General features: G+C 65.3%; 10 protein-coding genes. 4 read left to right on the forward strand and 6 right to left on the reverse strand.

Annotation, left to right across the window (positions count from 1 at the left end; all coding sequences use genetic code 11):
* The first annotated feature begins 91 nt into the window (after window positions 1–91).
* Entirely contained in the window at window positions 92–496 is a 405-nt protein-coding gene (locus DB032_RS14720) for a DUF3995 domain-containing protein (protein WP_107800141.1), read from the forward strand.
* A gap of 185 nt (window positions 497–681) precedes the next feature.
* Here DB032_RS14720 and sph read toward each other — a convergent pair whose 3' ends face one another.
* Together sph and DB032_RS24180 are read right to left on the reverse strand one after the other, a co-directional pair.
* Window positions 682–2,202 carry a sphingomyelin phosphodiesterase gene (gene sph / locus DB032_RS14725; RefSeq protein WP_158274313.1) on the reverse strand — a complete coding sequence of 507 codons (1,521 nt, stop codon included), beginning with the start codon at window positions 2,200–2,202 and terminating at the stop codon, window positions 682–684.
* 61 nt (window positions 2,203–2,263) lie between these two features.
* Window positions 2,264–2,413, reverse strand: a complete 150-nt coding sequence (locus DB032_RS24180) for a hypothetical protein (protein WP_158274314.1) — start codon at window positions 2,411–2,413, stop codon at window positions 2,264–2,266.
* A 116-nt stretch (window positions 2,414–2,529) separates the two neighbouring features.
* Between DB032_RS24180 and DB032_RS14730 the strand changes: the two genes are divergently transcribed.
* Window positions 2,530–3,345: a class I SAM-dependent methyltransferase gene (locus DB032_RS14730; protein ID WP_107800143.1), complete on the forward strand. Its 816-nt coding sequence runs from the start codon at window positions 2,530–2,532 to the stop codon at window positions 3,343–3,345.
* 21 nt (window positions 3,346–3,366) lie between these two features.
* On the opposite strand, the gene DB032_RS14735 is transcribed toward DB032_RS14730, so the two are convergent.
* Both DB032_RS14735 and DB032_RS14740 read right to left on the reverse strand, forming a co-directional pair.
* Window positions 3,367–4,098 carry a transglutaminase-like domain-containing protein gene (locus DB032_RS14735; RefSeq protein ID WP_107800144.1) on the reverse strand — a complete coding sequence of 244 codons (732 nt, stop codon included), beginning with the start codon at window positions 4,096–4,098 and terminating at the stop codon, window positions 3,367–3,369.
* Between the two features lie 288 nt (window positions 4,099–4,386).
* Window positions 4,387–5,727: a glutamine synthetase family protein gene (locus DB032_RS14740; protein ID WP_107800145.1), complete on the reverse strand. Its 1,341-nt coding sequence runs from the start codon at window positions 5,725–5,727 to the stop codon at window positions 4,387–4,389.
* Between the two features lie 404 nt (window positions 5,728–6,131).
* Here DB032_RS14740 and DB032_RS14745 point away from each other — a divergent pair, with 404 nt between their 5' ends.
* Window positions 6,132–9,455: a DUF748 domain-containing protein gene (locus tag DB032_RS14745; protein ID WP_107800146.1), complete on the forward strand. Its 3,324-nt coding sequence runs from the start codon at window positions 6,132–6,134 to the stop codon at window positions 9,453–9,455.
* A 241-nt stretch (window positions 9,456–9,696) separates the two neighbouring features.
* The gene (locus DB032_RS14750) at window positions 9,697–12,555 is read left to right on the forward strand and encodes an adenosylcobalamin-dependent ribonucleoside-diphosphate reductase (protein WP_107800147.1); all 2,859 of its coding nucleotides are present in this window, start codon (window positions 9,697–9,699) and stop codon (window positions 12,553–12,555) included.
* Between the two features lie 69 nt (window positions 12,556–12,624).
* Here DB032_RS14750 and DB032_RS14755 read toward each other — a convergent pair whose 3' ends face one another.
* Both DB032_RS14755 and DB032_RS14760 read right to left on the reverse strand, forming a co-directional pair.
* Window positions 12,625–13,485 carry a hypothetical protein gene (locus DB032_RS14755; RefSeq protein ID WP_107800148.1) on the reverse strand — a complete coding sequence of 287 codons (861 nt, stop codon included), beginning with the start codon at window positions 13,483–13,485 and terminating at the stop codon, window positions 12,625–12,627.
* A 346-nt stretch (window positions 13,486–13,831) separates the two neighbouring features.
* Window positions 13,832–14,419, reverse strand: a complete 588-nt coding sequence (locus DB032_RS14760) for a hypothetical protein (protein ID WP_107800149.1) — start codon at window positions 14,417–14,419, stop codon at window positions 13,832–13,834.
* Window positions 14,420–14,477: the final 58 nt, after the last annotated feature.

The following is a 14,477-nucleotide window of genomic DNA, read 5'->3' on the forward strand; positions in this document are numbered from 1 at the left end:
TTTTGCCGAAAATCAATGCAGATGGGATTGTGTTATAATCAAGGAGAGGTTGAACTTCCGATAAACACTTAATTAGAAAGGGAACCTGCTTATGCTGAGCCTGTTTTTGATTACTGTTTTTCTGATTATCAGTCTGGTCCATTGCTATTGGGCGCTGGGCGGCACCGTGGGCATGGGCGCCGCCGTGCCCGAAGTGGACGGCAAGCCCTTGTTCCAGCCCACCCGCGGCGGCACGTTCGCCGTGGCCGGCGTGTTGGCCTTGTCGGCGCTGGCGGTTGCGCTGCATGGCCATCTGACGCGCTTCTGGCAAATGGAGACCGTGCGCTGGGGCTTGCTGGCGCTGGCGGCGGCGTTGCTGCTGCGCGGCATCGGCGAATTCCGCTACGTCGGCTTGTTCAAGAGCGTGCGCGACAGCCGCTTCGCCCGCAACGACACCCGTTTCTATTCCCCCTTGTGTTTGTTGCTGGGCAGTTTGTTGCTGATCCTCGCCTGGTAACGCTCCTGAAAGCGGGCGGCTAGCCGCCCGCTGTTCTCGTTGGAATCTGTTTACGATCTGCTGCGCGTCGTGAGACGTGACACGGCGAGTACCGCTTCGAAATGCTCATATACCGTGTTTGCACTCCGCTTTTTCGCCCGTTTTCGCCTTGTCTCGCCTTAGCTCGCGAGATCGTAAACACGTTCTTAGCGCTTCTTGTTCTGCGCGTAAATCAATTGCGCTTTCCAATCCTGCCGCTGCGGCTGGCGCGCGATGCCGACGCGGAAGCGTTCGCGCGGGCCGACGCCGGGCTGCCATAGATAGAGCTGGCCATCGTGAGCGCCGCCGTTCCAGGCGGTCAGATAGTAATCGCTCTGCCGCGCCCAATCCTTGAAACTGACGATGTCGCCGTCCCGCAGGCAGCCGTCCGGCCGGTCCTGAATCTGCAGCCGCAGTTCCGTGGAGGCGTTGAGCGGGCCTTGCTTGGTGTAGTAGGCGTATTGATTGGCGTCCAGGCCGCCCCACCAGGTCCAGAACCAGCCGGGGCGGTCGGCGCGCTCCACCCGCAGATAGTCGCCTGAGCGCAGGCAGCCGTTGTCGCGCATGGCGAAGTTGTTGGACAGATTGAAGCGGGCGGCGGGGCCGTTGCCGGGGCCGGTCTTCAGCCAGCCGTCGTTGGCGGCGGCGCTTTGCAGCCATTGGCCGTTGCCCAGGTTTTGCAGGCTTACCTGGCGGTAGCTGCCGGCCTGGTCGGTATAGGATTGCGTGGGCGTGGCGGCGTCGGCCCAGGCGAAGGCCTGCACCGGGTAGTGGTCGCTGTAGTCGGTGTAGGCGTAAGTGTGCTTGCCGGCGGATTGCACCGTCCACTGCGGGGACGGCGCGTCCAGCGCCAGATTGTGCCAGGCGGACGGCTGGCGGTGGGCTTTCAGCGTCAGGATGTAGTCCAGGTATTCCGGGACGTCGCCGCCGCGAGCGCCGTAGCGCTCCAGCGCCAGGCCGTTGCGCGCGGTGTCGAAGCTGTCGGCGACGCCGGCGTAGCGCGGCTCGCTGGCTTGCAGGATGTCCAGCATCGCGCGGTATTCCGCCGGCTTGCGGCGGTCCACGTTCATGTCGCCGGCAATTAGCACCATTTCGTCCTTGGGCAGTTGCCGCGCGCGCAGCCAGTCGGCGATTTCGCGCAGCTGGGCCTGGCGCACCGCGGCGTGGTCCTTGCAGCCGCTGTCTTCCGACTGCAGATGGGCGCCCAGCACGTGATAGTAGCGGCCGCCCGCTTGCAGCTTGGCGTAGGCGAAGCCCTTGAGCGCGTATTGTTCCCAGCTGCAGCCGGCGGTGCGGAACAGATATTGCCGTTTTTCCACAATCGGCCAGCGGCTGACGATGGCGACGCCGCCGTCTTCCGGCTTGGCGCCGTTCCAGCCTTCGGTGCCGTCCCAGCCGCTCTGGCTGCGGCCTATCACCGGGGTCTGGTGCGGGAAGCGGGCTTTCAGGCCTTGCAGCAGCGCTTCGGAGCTGCTGTTGTCCTGCAATTCCTGAAACACCGCCACGTCCTGGTTTTGCAGGATGGGGGCGGCGGCAATCAGCCGGGCGCGCTGTTCCTGGCCGTAATTGGGATAGAGCGACTGCGGCAGCAGCATCGCGTTCCAGGTGGTCAGCCTGAGGTCGTCGGGATAGGCGGCGAGGGCGGGGGCGGCCAGCAGCGCGGCGCACAGTGCCAGGCAAGCTTTCATCATGTCTCCGAGGGGTGAGGGAGCGCAAAGCTTGAATGGCCTTGTTTGCAGAATTGCTATGTCATTTAAATTTGATCTGGCGTAGAATGAGCGCCTGCGCCGCCAGAGCTTGCGCGGTTTGAATCTCTTCAGTGTTGTCCCAATAGGAGCGCGCCGGAATGAAGCTGTAATGCCCGTCACTCGTTTGCCCAGCCAGGGCCGTTTGCCGCATTGCCGTTTCGTTTGGTCTTCCGCTTCGTCTTTGCCCCTTCGCGGGGGCGGTCCATTTCGCTATGGATGCGGTTTTGGCTGGGTGTCCCCAATTTTCTGAATGGAACAGGACTCCCCATGTCGGAACACGTTTCTCTCGATATTTTTTCGCATAATCAGGCCGCCTGGGACCGCCAGGCCGAGCAGGCCGGCCCGTGGTCGCAGCCGGTGGACGCCGCCGCCGTCGCCGCCGCGCGCGCGGGCGATCACCGGGCGCGGCTGACGCCGGGGCCGTTGCCGGCCGGCTGGCTGGATCAGGTGGCCGGCTGGCGCATTCTGTGTCTGGCCAGCGGCGGAGGCCAGCAGGGGCCGCTCTTGGCGGCGGCCGGCGCCGAGGTCACGGTATTGGACGCCTCCGAGCAGCAGTTGGAGCGCGACCGCCTGGTGGCGCGGCGCGAAGGGCTGAGCCTGGCGACGGAGCTGGGCGATATGCGCGAGCTGTCCCGTTTCGCCGACGCCAGCTTCGATTGTGTATTCCACCCGATTTCCAATCTTTACGTGCCGGACGTGCGTCCGGTGTGGCGCGAGTGCTTCAGGGTGCTGCGTCCGGGCGGCCGCCTGCTCAGCAGCTTTTTCAATCCGGCGGCCTTCATCGGCGACCGCGATCCGGAATACGCGCGCCAGGGCCTGATCCGGCCGCGCTATCCGGCGCCGTATTCCGATCTGCGGGATCTGGCGCCGGAGGCGTTGGCGGCCAAGCGGGCCGGCGGCGAGGCGCTGGTGTTCGGCCACAGCCTGGCGGAGCAGATAGGCGGCCAGCTGGAGGCCGGCTTCTTGCTGGCGGGGTTTCACGAGGAGATGCAGCCGACGCCGCGCTTTGTCATCGACGGCTATCTGCCGGCCTTCATCGCCACCTGGGCGTGCAAGCCGGGGGCCGGCGGCTTGCCGTCATAGCGGCCGCGCCGGCCGGCCGCGTTAGCGGGCGGGATGCAGCCGGCTGTTCAGATAGCGTTCGCCGCGCCGGCGCAGCGGCGACGGCGCCAGCTTCAGCCATTGGTTGAAGTGCAGGCCCAGCAAGGTGTTGTTGCCGGCTTTTTCCTGCAGGGCGATGGCCAGGTTGTCGTAGACCGGGTCTTCGTCGTGGAGGTCGTCGGCGCCGGCTTGGCAGAAGCTGTCGGCGTCCGCGCTCCAGCGGCAGTCCGCGCCCAGGCGCAGGCCGTAGCCGCGGGGCAGGCCGGAGGCGAGCAGGCGCGCGTATTGGCGTTCGAAGCCGTCGGGGTCGAACAGATAGCTGTCGCAGTGCAGCCAGCGGCCGTCCAGCCGCGCTTGCACCAGGCCGTGGAACAGGTGTTCCGGCAGGCAGAGGTAGATAGGGGCCGGCACCGCGTGGCGCAGCACGCGCTTGTCCAGCCGCACGAAGCGCAGCCGCGCCGGAATGCCGGCGGTGGTCAGCAGCGCGCGCAGCAGGTCGCCCTGGGCGTTGCAATGGCCGCGGCCCAGCGCCAGCGTGCGTTCCGGCGTGACGGTTTCAAACTGGCTGGTGAAGCCGAAGCGCACGCGGTCGCGCACGAAGTCGTGCAGCGCGCGGCAGTAGTCGCGGTCGTTGTCCGGGGAGGCGTCGCTTTGCACCTGGCGCAGGACTTGGCTCAGGCTCAGCCCGGCGCAGGGCGCTGGGCGGACGGGGTCGGGCTGGGGGCTTGGGTGCATGGAATGCTCTGGCGGCAAGTGTTAAGCATATTGAATATTCTGAGCCGGGGATTGTCAATGCACAGTTTGATGACGGTGGGGCGGAAAAGCCGCCGGTCCGGAACAGGGGCCGGCGGCGAGCAGTCCGCGCCTTAAGAAGCGGTTCAAAGTCCGCAGCGCATTGTGAAGCATTGCACGGCGAGTACCACTTCGAAACGCGCATCTACCGTGTGCGCGCTCCGCTTTCTCAGCGGTTTTCGCCTTGTCTCAGCTTGGCTCGCGAAACGGTGAACACGCTCTAAGCGCCGATCAAACGTGCAGCAGCAGGAAGCGCCGCTCCCACGGGCTGATCACGTCGAAGTATTCGCGGTATTCGGCTTCCTTGATCGCGCTATAGGTGCGGATGAAGTGTTCGCCGAAGAGATTGGTCAGCGGTTCGCACTTGAGCAGCATGTCGATGGCGTCGTCCAGGTGGCGGGGCAGCTGGTGCGGTTGCTCGTAGGCGCTGCCGCTTAGCGGTTCGGACGGCATCAGGCCCTGTTTCATGCCCAGATAACCGCAGGCCAGGCTGGCGGCGATGGCCAGATAGGGGTTGACGTCCACGCCGGCCAGGCGGTTTTCCACTCGCCGCGCCTGCGGGTCCGAGTGCGGCACGCGCAGCCCGCAGGTGCGGTTGTCGTAGCCCCAGGACAGATTGATCGGCGCCGAGGTGTAGCGGCTCAGCCGGCGGTAGGAGTTCACATAGGGCGCGAAAAAGGGCATCGCCGGCGGCAGATAGTTTTGCAGGCCGCCGATGAAATGGAAGAATTTCTGCGAGGGCTGGCCGTCCTTCAGGCTGAAGATGTTCTTGCCGCTCTCCCTGTCCACCACGCTCTGATGCAGGTGCATGGCGCTGCCGGGCTGGCCCTGCATCGGCTTGGCCATGAAGGTGGCGTACATATTGTTGCGGATCGCCACTTCGCGCACGGTGCGTTTGAACAGGAAGACCTGATCCGCCAGCGCCAGCGGGTCGCCGTGGTCCAGATTGATTTCCATCTGGGCGGTGCCCATTTCGTGGATCAGGGTGTCCAGCGCCAGGCCCTGGGCTTCGCACCAGTCGTACATCACGTCGAAGATGCCGTCGTATTCGTTGACGGCGTCGATGGAGAAGCTCTGCATGCCGGCTTCGGTGCGTTTGGTGCGGCCAACCGGCGGGCGCAGCGGGATGTCTTCGTCCGGCTGGATTTCCACCAGGTAGAACTCCATTTCCGGCGCCACCACGGCCTTGAGGCCTTCGTCTTCGTACAGCTTGAGGATGCGCTTGAGCACATTGCGCGGCGCCAGGTCCACCGGGCGGCCGTCGAAAAAGGCGCAGTCGTGGATGATCTGGGCGGTGGGCTCCAGGTTCCACGGCACCGGACGCAGGGTGCTGGCGTCGGGAATCAGCCGCATGTCGGGATCGGCGAGGGAGGTGAAGTCCTGGTCCGGGTAGTCCCCGGTCACGGTCATGGACAGCACGGCTTCCGGCAGGCGCAGGCCTTCGGCCGGATTGTATTTATGGCGCGGCACGATCTTGCCGCGGGCGAGCCCGGTCATGTCCGGGATCAGGCATTCCACTTCGGTGATGCGATTGTCGTCCAACCATTTGTTGATTTGTTCTGCGTTATTCATAAAGCCTCTGTTGTCATGTGTGCGCGCCCGAACTGCTGTCGCGCCGGGCGTCGTGCCTCAGCGTATGCGGCCGCTGCGCTTGTACTAAAAATAATCTACGGTCCAGTGTGCGGCAGCCGGGGCTGCGCGGGCAGGCGGGACGGGGCTGGAATCGGGCCCAATGATGGATCGGCAATCCGGGTGCTCCTCTCAGATTTGGTAATACGGCACAATGCCGCTTTGAATGGCATTGATCGTTTTTGGTTCGAAATGTTCAATATTTTGAACGAATGCATGCTAGTCCCGGCGCGTGGACATTCGCAATGATTATTGATTGGATGCCGGTCAGTTGTTGGTTTGCGGCAACAGGGAAATCTGCCCAGGGGACTGTTAAGACCTCTTTATGAGTATTAGAATTAGACGATATGGAAAACGATACCGAACAGATCACTCCCGCTTCAGATTCCAAGCCGCCAGCGTCTAAACCGCGCCGTCGTTGGCTGCGCTGGCTGGCGGTTCCCATCGTCTTGCTGGCCCTGCTGTGGGGCTTCCTGGGCTGGCTGGCGCCGGGCATGATCAGCGACGCCGCGGCCAAGTGGGCAAAGAGCATAGGCCGCACGCTGAGCATGGGCGAGGTGAGGATCACGCCTTGGGACATGTCGCTGGAGGTCAGGGATCTCAAGCTGAGCGAAGGCGACGGCCGGCCGCTGTTCGCGGTGAAGCGGGCGTATCTGAACCTGGATCCGTCCATGCTCTTGATCGGCCGCTGGCAGGCGCAGGAGTTTTCCCTGGAAGAGCCGCGGCTGGCCCTGGCGCGCAACCGCGCCGGGCAGTGGAACTGGGCCAGCTTCGTCGCCGACGCCGCCGGCCCGGCCAAGCCCGAAGGGGGCTCGGACAAGCTGCCGCGGCTGATGATCAAGGCCTTGAACATCCGCAAGGGCCAGGCGCAGTTGTCCGATCAACTGGGCGGCGACGAGCGCTTCACCCTGGTGCCGTTGAATCTGTCGCTGCTGGACCTGTCCACGCTGCCGGAAAACGGCAGTTATACGATGCAGGCGGCCATGACCGACGGCACCCGCTTCAACTGGAAGGGCAGCATCAATCTGCAACCGCTGAAGTCGGACGGCGAGGCGCAGATGGCGGAGTTGCCGCTGGCCTCGGTCTGGCCCTATGTGCAGCCGCATTTCAACACCGCCGCGCCGGAAGGGCGGCTGTCCGTGTCCGCGCGCTACCATTTTGAAATGTCCGGCAAGACGCCGGAGCTGACGGTGTCGCCGTTCCGCGCCAGCCTGCTGCGCTTCGCGCTGAAGGCGCCGGGCGGCCGCAGCGAACTGACGATTCCGGAAGTCCGCGTCGAAGGCGGCGCGCTGGATCTGGCGCGTTCAATGCTGAAAGTGCAGTCCATCGAGCTGGATCAGGGTCTGGCGATGGCCGGGCGCGACCGCGACGGAACGGTGGACTGGCAGAAGGCGATTCCGGCCGCGCCGGCCGCCGCCAAGCCGCAGCCGGCGGCAGCGCCGCTGCCGTGGCTGGTGAACATCGAGGCGATCAAGCTGCGCAATTGGCGCGTGAGCTACGCGGATCAGGGTTTCCGCCAGCCCTTGGCGCTGGAGGCCAAGCTGCCTTTGCTGTCCGGCCGTTTCTCCTTGTCGCCGGACAACGGCTTCGCGCTGACCGGCCTGCTGGCGCGGCTGGACGAGCTGAAGCTGGGCGCGCAGGGCGCGGCGCCGGTCTTGAGCCTGGCCAGCGCCGAGCTGGCGTCCAGCCAGCTGTCGCAAAAAGGCCGTCGCATCGAGCCGGGCAAGCTGAGCTTGAGCGGGCTGGACGCGCAGGTGGAGCGCGACCGCGCCGGCCAGATCAATCTGGCCCGCTTGTTCGAGCCGGCCGGCGGTTCCAAACCGGCCGCCGCCCCGGCGCGCGCGCAAGGCGAGGCCGCGCCGGCCTGGAAGTTCGATTACCCGGAAATGGCTTTGCAGGACAGCCAGCTGCGCTGGACCGACCGCAGCCTGTCCAAGCCGGCCAGCATGACGCTGTCCGGCCTGGGCGGCACGGTGGAGGTGGACGACGGCCGGCAATTGGCGCTGGATCTGGCCGGCGGGCTCAACGGCGGCAAGCTGGCGGTCAAGGCCGATATCGACGCCGCGGCCGGCGCGCTCAAGGGCAGGCTGCGCGCCGACGGGGTGCAGCTGGCGCCGCTGGCGCCGTACGCCTTGAGCGGAACCTCGTTGCGTTTCGGCGGCGGCGCGTTGTCCGCGGATCTGAATCTGGATGTCGGCGCGCGCGGCTGGCGCGTCGGCGGCTCCGCCGGCGTGGCGCGGCTGGCGGTGTACGAGCCGGGCGAGAAGCTGCCCTTGCTGGGGTGGCGCGATCTGCAAGTGCGCGGCCTCAGCGCTCAGGGCATGCCGCTGAAAGCGACGATCAACGATGTGCGGCTGCAAGGGCCGGCGGCGCGGCTGGTGCTGGACGAAAAGCGCGAGCTCAATTTGACCCGGCTGTTCGCCGGCCAGGGCGGCAAGCCGGCGACGCCGGCGCCGTCGGCCAAGGCGGCGCCGCTGCCCTTGGTGGAGGTCAGGTCCATCCATGTGCAGGGCGGGCGGGTGCAGTTCGCCGACCACGGCATGAAGCCGGACTTCGCGTCCGACATGCATAATCTGCGCGGCTCCATCCAGAACCTGTCCACCCGCGCCAAGCAGCGCGGCAACATCACGCTGGACGGCGACGTGGACCAGTTCGGCGACGTCAAGGTGCGCGGCGCGCTGTCGCCGCTGGCGCCCACGGACAACACCGACATCACCCTGGCCTTCCGCAATATCTCCATGGGCACCTTGAACCCGTATTCGATGAACTTCGCCGGCTGGCAGGTCAAGGACGGACGCTTGTCGGTGGACCTGCGCTATCTGCTGGAGCAGCGCCAGCTCAAGGGCGAGAACCGGGTGGTGATCGATTCCCTGCAACTGGGCGACGAGCTGCCGGACAGCGAATACAAGGGCCCGCGGCTGCCGCTGCGGCTGGCGGTAGCCATTCTGGAGGACAGCGACAAGCGCATCGACCTGGACTTGCCGGTGGCCGGCAGCCTGGACGATCCGCAGTTCAGCTATGGCAAGATCATCTGGAAAGCCATCGTCAACGTGGTGACCAAGGTGGTGACCGCGCCGTTCCGCGCGCTGGGCGCCTTGCTGGGCGGCGAGGGCTTCGACGATATCCGCTTCGTGGCCGGCGAGGCCAATGTGACGCCGCCGGAGCGGGAGAAGCTGGTCAAGGTGGCCGGGCTGATGGTCAAGCGGCCCAAGCTGATGCTGTCCATCAGCGGCGGTTACAACGCCGACGCGGACCGCAAGGAAATGGCGCGCGCGCAAACCGATCTGGCGATCTTCGCCGCCGCCGGCCATCAGCTGGGCGCCGGCGAGCCGCTGCCGCTGCCGGACATGCAGGACGAGGAAATCCTGTCCGCGGTCAAATCGGTGTACGGCAAGCAGATCGGCCGCTTCAAGCTGCTGGGCCACACGCTGAAGCCGGGCGGGCCGTCCGGCGCGGCCCTGGGCAAGCTGCTGCGGGACGAGTTGATCGCCGCGCAGAGCATCACCGACGCCAGCCTGCAGCAACTGGCCAAGCAACGCGCCGCCAACGCGCGCGCGGCCATGCTCAAGACCGATCCGGCCTTGCAGGAGCGCATCCAGCTGGGCGAGCCGGTCAAGGTCTCCGCCGGCCGCGACGGGGTGCCGCTGGAGGTGAAGCTGAAGACGCCGTGAGGCGGCGGCCGCGCGTCGTGTTTTTACCCATGACAAGCGGGAAAAGCGGCGGCGGCGTGGAATAGCGCTTGATATGTGTCAACGAACGGCGTAACTACATATAGTGTAATACGCCGTTTTTCTTTTCCAGATATTGCGTATCGGACGTGTTGAAACCTTTTGCGGCCCACGCGGTCCATTGCATGCTGGAAGGGGGCCGCCCTGGCCGCCGCAGGCCGCAATTCAAGAGGAACCGGGAACCATGAAGCAGGAAAACATCGCCGCCATGACCGAGCAGGACATCTCCCGCGAGGTGCTGTTGGAAAAATACGCCAAGAACGGCGAACACAGCGTGAGCGAAGTGCGCCTGCGCGTGGCCAAGGCGCTGGCGGCGCTGGAAAGCGAGCCGGCTCGTTTCGAGCCGTTGTTCTATCAGGCGCTGGAAAACGGCTTCATTCCCGGCGGCCGCATCAATTCCGCCGCCGGCACCGATCTGCGCGCCACCTTGATCAATTGCTTTGTGCAGCCGGTGGGCGATTCGGTGTCCGAAACCGAAAACGGCAAGGTGGGCATTTACGAGGCCTTGCTGCAGGCGGCGGAAACCATGCGCCGCGGCGGCGGCGTCGGCTACAACTTCTCGCGCATCCGTCCCAAGGGCGCGCGGGTCAAGGGCACCAATAGCCGCGCGTCCGGCCCGGTGTCCTATATGCGGGTGTTCGACCGCAGCTGCGAAACGGTGGAGTCCGCCGGCGCGCGCCGCGGCGCGCAGATGGGGGTGCTGGACATTTCCCACCCGGACGTGGAGGACTTCATCCACGCCAAGGACCAGGGCGATCTGCGCAATTTCAATATCTCGGTGGGCGTCTCCGACGACTTCATGCGCGCGGTGGAGGCGGACGCCGCCTGGGAGCTGACCCACGCGGTGGAGCCGTCGTCCAACGCTTTCCCCGACAGTTATCAGCGCGCGGACGGCCTGTGGGTCTACCGCGCGGTGCCGGCGCGCGAGCTGTGGCGGCAGATCATGGCCTCCACCTACGACCACGCGGAGCCGGGCGTGCTGTTCATGACCCGCATCAATCAGGACAACAATCTGTCCTACTGCGAGGTGATCGAGTCCACCAACCCCTGCGGCGAGCAGCCGCTGCCGGATTACGGCTGCTGCGATCTGGGCTCCATCAATCTGTGCCGCCACGTGCGTCAGCCCTTTGGCGACAAGCCCAGCTTCGACTTCAAGAGCTTCGAGAAAGTGGTGCGCATGTCGGTGCGCATGCTGGACAATGTGCTGGACCTGACGGTGTGGCCGCTGGAAGAGCAGCAACGCGAGGCGCAGGCCAAGCGCCGCGTCGGTCTGGGCTTCACCGGCCTGGGCGACGCGCTGATCATGCTGAAAATACGCTATGACAGCGAGGAGGGCCGCCGCTTCGCCAGCCGCATTTCCGAGGCGATGCGCGACGCCGCCTACGACGCCTCGGTGGATCTCGCCATCGAGAAGGGCGGCTTCCCGCTGTTCGACGCCGACGCCTACCTGGCCGCGCCGCATTGCGCTAGCCGGCTGCCGGAGGCGATCAAGGCGCGCATCCGCAAGCACGGCATCCGCAACTCGCACCTGTTGTCCATCGCGCCCACCGGCACCATTTCGCTGGCCTTCGCCGACAACGCCTCCAACGGCATCGAGCCGCCGTTCTCCTGGTTCTATACCCGCAAGAAGCGCATGGCCGACGGCAGCCAGCAGGAATACCTGGTGGAAGACCACGCCTACCGCGTTTACCGGATGCAGGGCGGCGACACCAACGCCTTGCCGGACTACTTCGTTTCCGCGCTGGAAATGAGCGCGCTGGACCATATGCGCATGGTGGCGGCAGTGGCGCCCTATATCGACACCGCCATTTCCAAGACGGTGAACGTGCCCGGCGATTACCCCTTCGACGATTTCGAAAGCCTCTACCTGGAAGCCTGGCGCGCCGGCCTGAAGGGCATCACCACCTACCGGCCCAATAATGTGCTGGGTTCGGTGCTGTCGGTGGAGCCGGCCAAGCCCAGCGCCGCCACGCCGCAGGACCTGTCCGGCAGCGGCGACGGCGACCCGGACCGCCGCGTGGTGCTCAACACCGCGCCGACGCCGGCGCTGTCCAGCCTGAAATGGCCGAACCGGCCCAAGCTGAAGGAAGGCAACCCGTCGTGGACCTTCATGGTGGAAGGCGACGCCGGCGATTTCGCCGTGGTGGTGGGCCATGTGGAGAACGGCCGGGTGTCGCCGTTCGAATGCTGGGTCAACGCCACGGAAGAACAGCGCGGCCTGGGCGCGGTGGCCAAGACTCTGTCCATGGACATGCGCTGCCGCGATCACGGTTGGCTGGCGGCCAAGCTGGACGCGCTGTCGCACACCAACGGCGACAAGCGCTATGTGTTCGATCTGGGCGAGCGCACCGTTTACGCCACCTCGGCCTCGGCGGCCTTGGGCCAGGTGGTGCGTCATCGCGTCGAGCAACTGGGCGCGCTGCCGGCGGACCAGAACGAGCCGACGCCGGTGATGGACGCGCTGTTTGCGCGCAAGGAGCCCAAATCGGGCACCGACGGCACCATGAGCTGGTCGGTGGACGTCAGCAACCCGCAAACCGGCGACGACTTCGTGCTCTTCATCAAGGAACTGGTGCTGCCCAACGGCCAGCGCCGGCCGTATTCGATGTGGCTGGCCGGCGCCTACCCGCGCGAGCTGGACGGCCTGTGCAAGATGCTGAGCCTGGACATGCGGGTGATAGATCCGGCCTGGATCGGCCTCAAGCTGCGCAAGCTGCTGAGCTACGCCGAGCCGCAGGGCGATTTCTTCGCCCGCATCCCCGGCGTGGAAAAATCGCAGAGCTGGCCGTCCACCGTCGCCTATCTGGCGCAGCTGATCATCCACCGCTACGCGATGCTGGGCGTGTTGACCGAGGAAGGCGTGCCGCTGGAGGAAATGGGGGTGATGGTGCCGGAGCAGAGCGATCTGTTCAGCCCGGAAGCCAGCGCCGCCTTGAAACAGGTGCCGGGCAAACCCTGCCCGGAATGCGGCAACCACGCGCTGATCAAGAAAGACGGCTGCGAGTTCTGCACCGCCTGCGGCCACGTCGGCGCTTGCGGTTGAGCTTTAAACGGGTCGACTAAATGCAATGGCCCCGGCGTTTGCCGGGGCCATTGTCGTTTGGGGCCAGCGTCAATACAGCCCGTTTTGAACCGCCTTGCTGCGGCACTGCACATAGGGCAGGCCGTTGGGTTTGCCCGGGAAGGGATAGCTTTCCCCCACCTTGCTCAACATCGCCGCGCTGCTGCTCTTGCGCTGGGCTTTCTTGATCGCGCTCTTGATGGCGGCGGCGTCGCCGTCCACGAACAGCGCCAGGAAACCGCCGTCCACTTCGGACAGCTGCACGGAGCGGATAGGCAGGCCGCCGTAGTCATAGCCTCCCGGCAAGGCCAGCTCGTGTTCCCATACCTGATTAGGCGTGGTGCCGGCGGTGGCGGCCAGCAGTTTGGCGACGCCGTTTTCGCTGAGGTTGAGATTGTGGCAGTTCAGCTGCGCCGCCAAGGCCTTGTTCTTGCCGCCGCCGGCCTGAGCGCCGCCGGCCGCTTTGCTCAGACGATAAACGCCGTCGAAGGGCACGTCGCCGAAGGCGCTGGCGCACCGCTCCACCTGCACTTGCACCGCGGAGGTCTGGGGCAGGACGTTCATCGTGCAGATGCCTTCGCTATAGCGCCACTGTCCGCCGTTGGCCTGCAACTGTCCGCTGCCGGAGCCGGAGCGCAGTTGGCCGGGTTTGCCTTTTTGCATGACTTCCAGTTCGAACTTGCCGTTGGGACGGATGGTCAGCGTGCGCTCGAACTGTTTGTCGGAGCCGTCGTAGACGCCGGGAGCCATCGGGGCGGCGGCGCCGTCCGCGGCGGGGTCTTTTTGCAGCGCCTTCTTGATGCCGTCCTTGAGAATGGCGCCCAGGTCGAAGGTTTCGGCGTGGGCCGCCAGCGGCAGCGCCGCGGCCAGCGCCAGCGCGGCGGCGAAGCGTTTACGGTTTGAATGGGTCATGAAAGAGGCCGTTCTAAGTGGCGTTGCGATGAAATGAGGTGCCGGCGTATGTCTTGATTATTTAAATTTATCAGGACATTAGCATGACTTCTTGGCAAAAACAATGTGGCGATGATGTGATAAAAACCAAGGGAGGAGGACTGGCCTTAGCGCCTGTTCAAAGGTGCTTGCGTTTCGTGAAAACATGGGGCGGGAAGCGGAGTGTCTATCGCCGTGCGCGCGCATGGCCTCTTTCGCTTTTGGCTTGCGCGGCGAGGGCTGCCCCAAGGCCAGGCGCGCCGACGCGCCAGCGCAGGCGGCGCGGCGCGTCGGGCAAGGCAGCGTCGGTTGTGTTGTGAATCGGCGCTTATAAGAGCAAACCCGCCCAGGTGCTGCCGCCGGACATCACCGCCGCGTGCCAATGGCCAAATTCAGCGGCAAAGTGATCCAGGTGTCCTTGCAGCCGCGAACAGGGAAGGGCTCCAGGCAGCGCGATAGTCGATTTCAAGCGCATGCCGCCATGAATGTCGCGCATTTCATGCGCGGCATAGGCGATGGCTGCTCCATGACCGTCATGGGCACACACCGCAAAGCCCAAGGGGTAGTCTTGGTCGGCTGTCATGGGGTGTTCGGTTTGGATGGGGCTGATACAGCTCATTGCGGGACTTGGGCAAGGCTGCGGCCCTAGGCATTTGAGGGAGGGATACACGGTTTGCAGCGCCTGCGCGTCATCCATCGCCAGCATGCCCATCAACAGCGTGTGGAATAGGGCGGCATTGGTTTGAGGGAGGTCCAGAAGCACGCTGGCGGATTGCCACTCGTCGGCCGGGCGGGTCGCCTTGTCCGATTTCAGCTTCGGCGCGGTCTGCTTGCTCAAGTTGCCAAGCAGCGTGTGGCAGCTAGCGGCGGCGGGGCTGAGGCCATCCTGATGATTCGTTACCGTATGGTTTTTCATCGGGTAACTCCTTGCAATATTGCCGGTGGCGGCGCGCCGGCAGGCGCCGGCATGGCCG

This window comes from Chromobacterium sp. Panama (assembly GCF_003052555.1).
Classification (GTDB): domain Bacteria; phylum Pseudomonadota; class Gammaproteobacteria; order Burkholderiales; family Chromobacteriaceae; genus Chromobacterium.

Excerpts from the sequence above, each read along its gene's own strand:
- DB032_RS14745 (WP_107800146.1), top strand. The coding sequence starts at position 6,132 with ATGGAAAACGATACCGAACAGATCACTCCCGCTTCAGATTCCAAGCCG.
- DB032_RS14760 (WP_107800149.1), bottom strand. The coding sequence starts at position 14,419 with ATGAAAAACCATACGGTAACGAATCATCAGGATGGCCTCAGCCCCGCC.
- DB032_RS14755 (WP_107800148.1), bottom strand. The coding sequence starts at position 13,485 with ATGACCCATTCAAACCGTAAACGCTTCGCCGCCGCGCTGGCGCTGGCC.
- DB032_RS14740 (WP_107800145.1), bottom strand. The coding sequence starts at position 5,727 with ATGAATAACGCAGAACAAATCAACAAATGGTTGGACGACAATCGCATC.
- DB032_RS24180 (WP_158274314.1), bottom strand. The coding sequence starts at position 2,413 with ATGCGGCAAACGGCCCTGGCTGGGCAAACGAGTGACGGGCATTACAGC.
- DB032_RS14750 (WP_107800147.1), top strand. The coding sequence starts at position 9,697 with ATGAAGCAGGAAAACATCGCCGCCATGACCGAGCAGGACATCTCCCGC.
- DB032_RS14730 (WP_107800143.1), top strand. The coding sequence starts at position 2,530 with ATGTCGGAACACGTTTCTCTCGATATTTTTTCGCATAATCAGGCCGCC.
- DB032_RS14720 (WP_107800141.1), top strand. The coding sequence starts at position 92 with ATGCTGAGCCTGTTTTTGATTACTGTTTTTCTGATTATCAGTCTGGTC.
- sph (WP_158274313.1), bottom strand. The coding sequence starts at position 2,202 with ATGAAAGCTTGCCTGGCACTGTGCGCCGCGCTGCTGGCCGCCCCCGCC.
- DB032_RS14735 (WP_107800144.1), bottom strand. The coding sequence starts at position 4,098 with ATGCACCCAAGCCCCCAGCCCGACCCCGTCCGCCCAGCGCCCTGCGCC.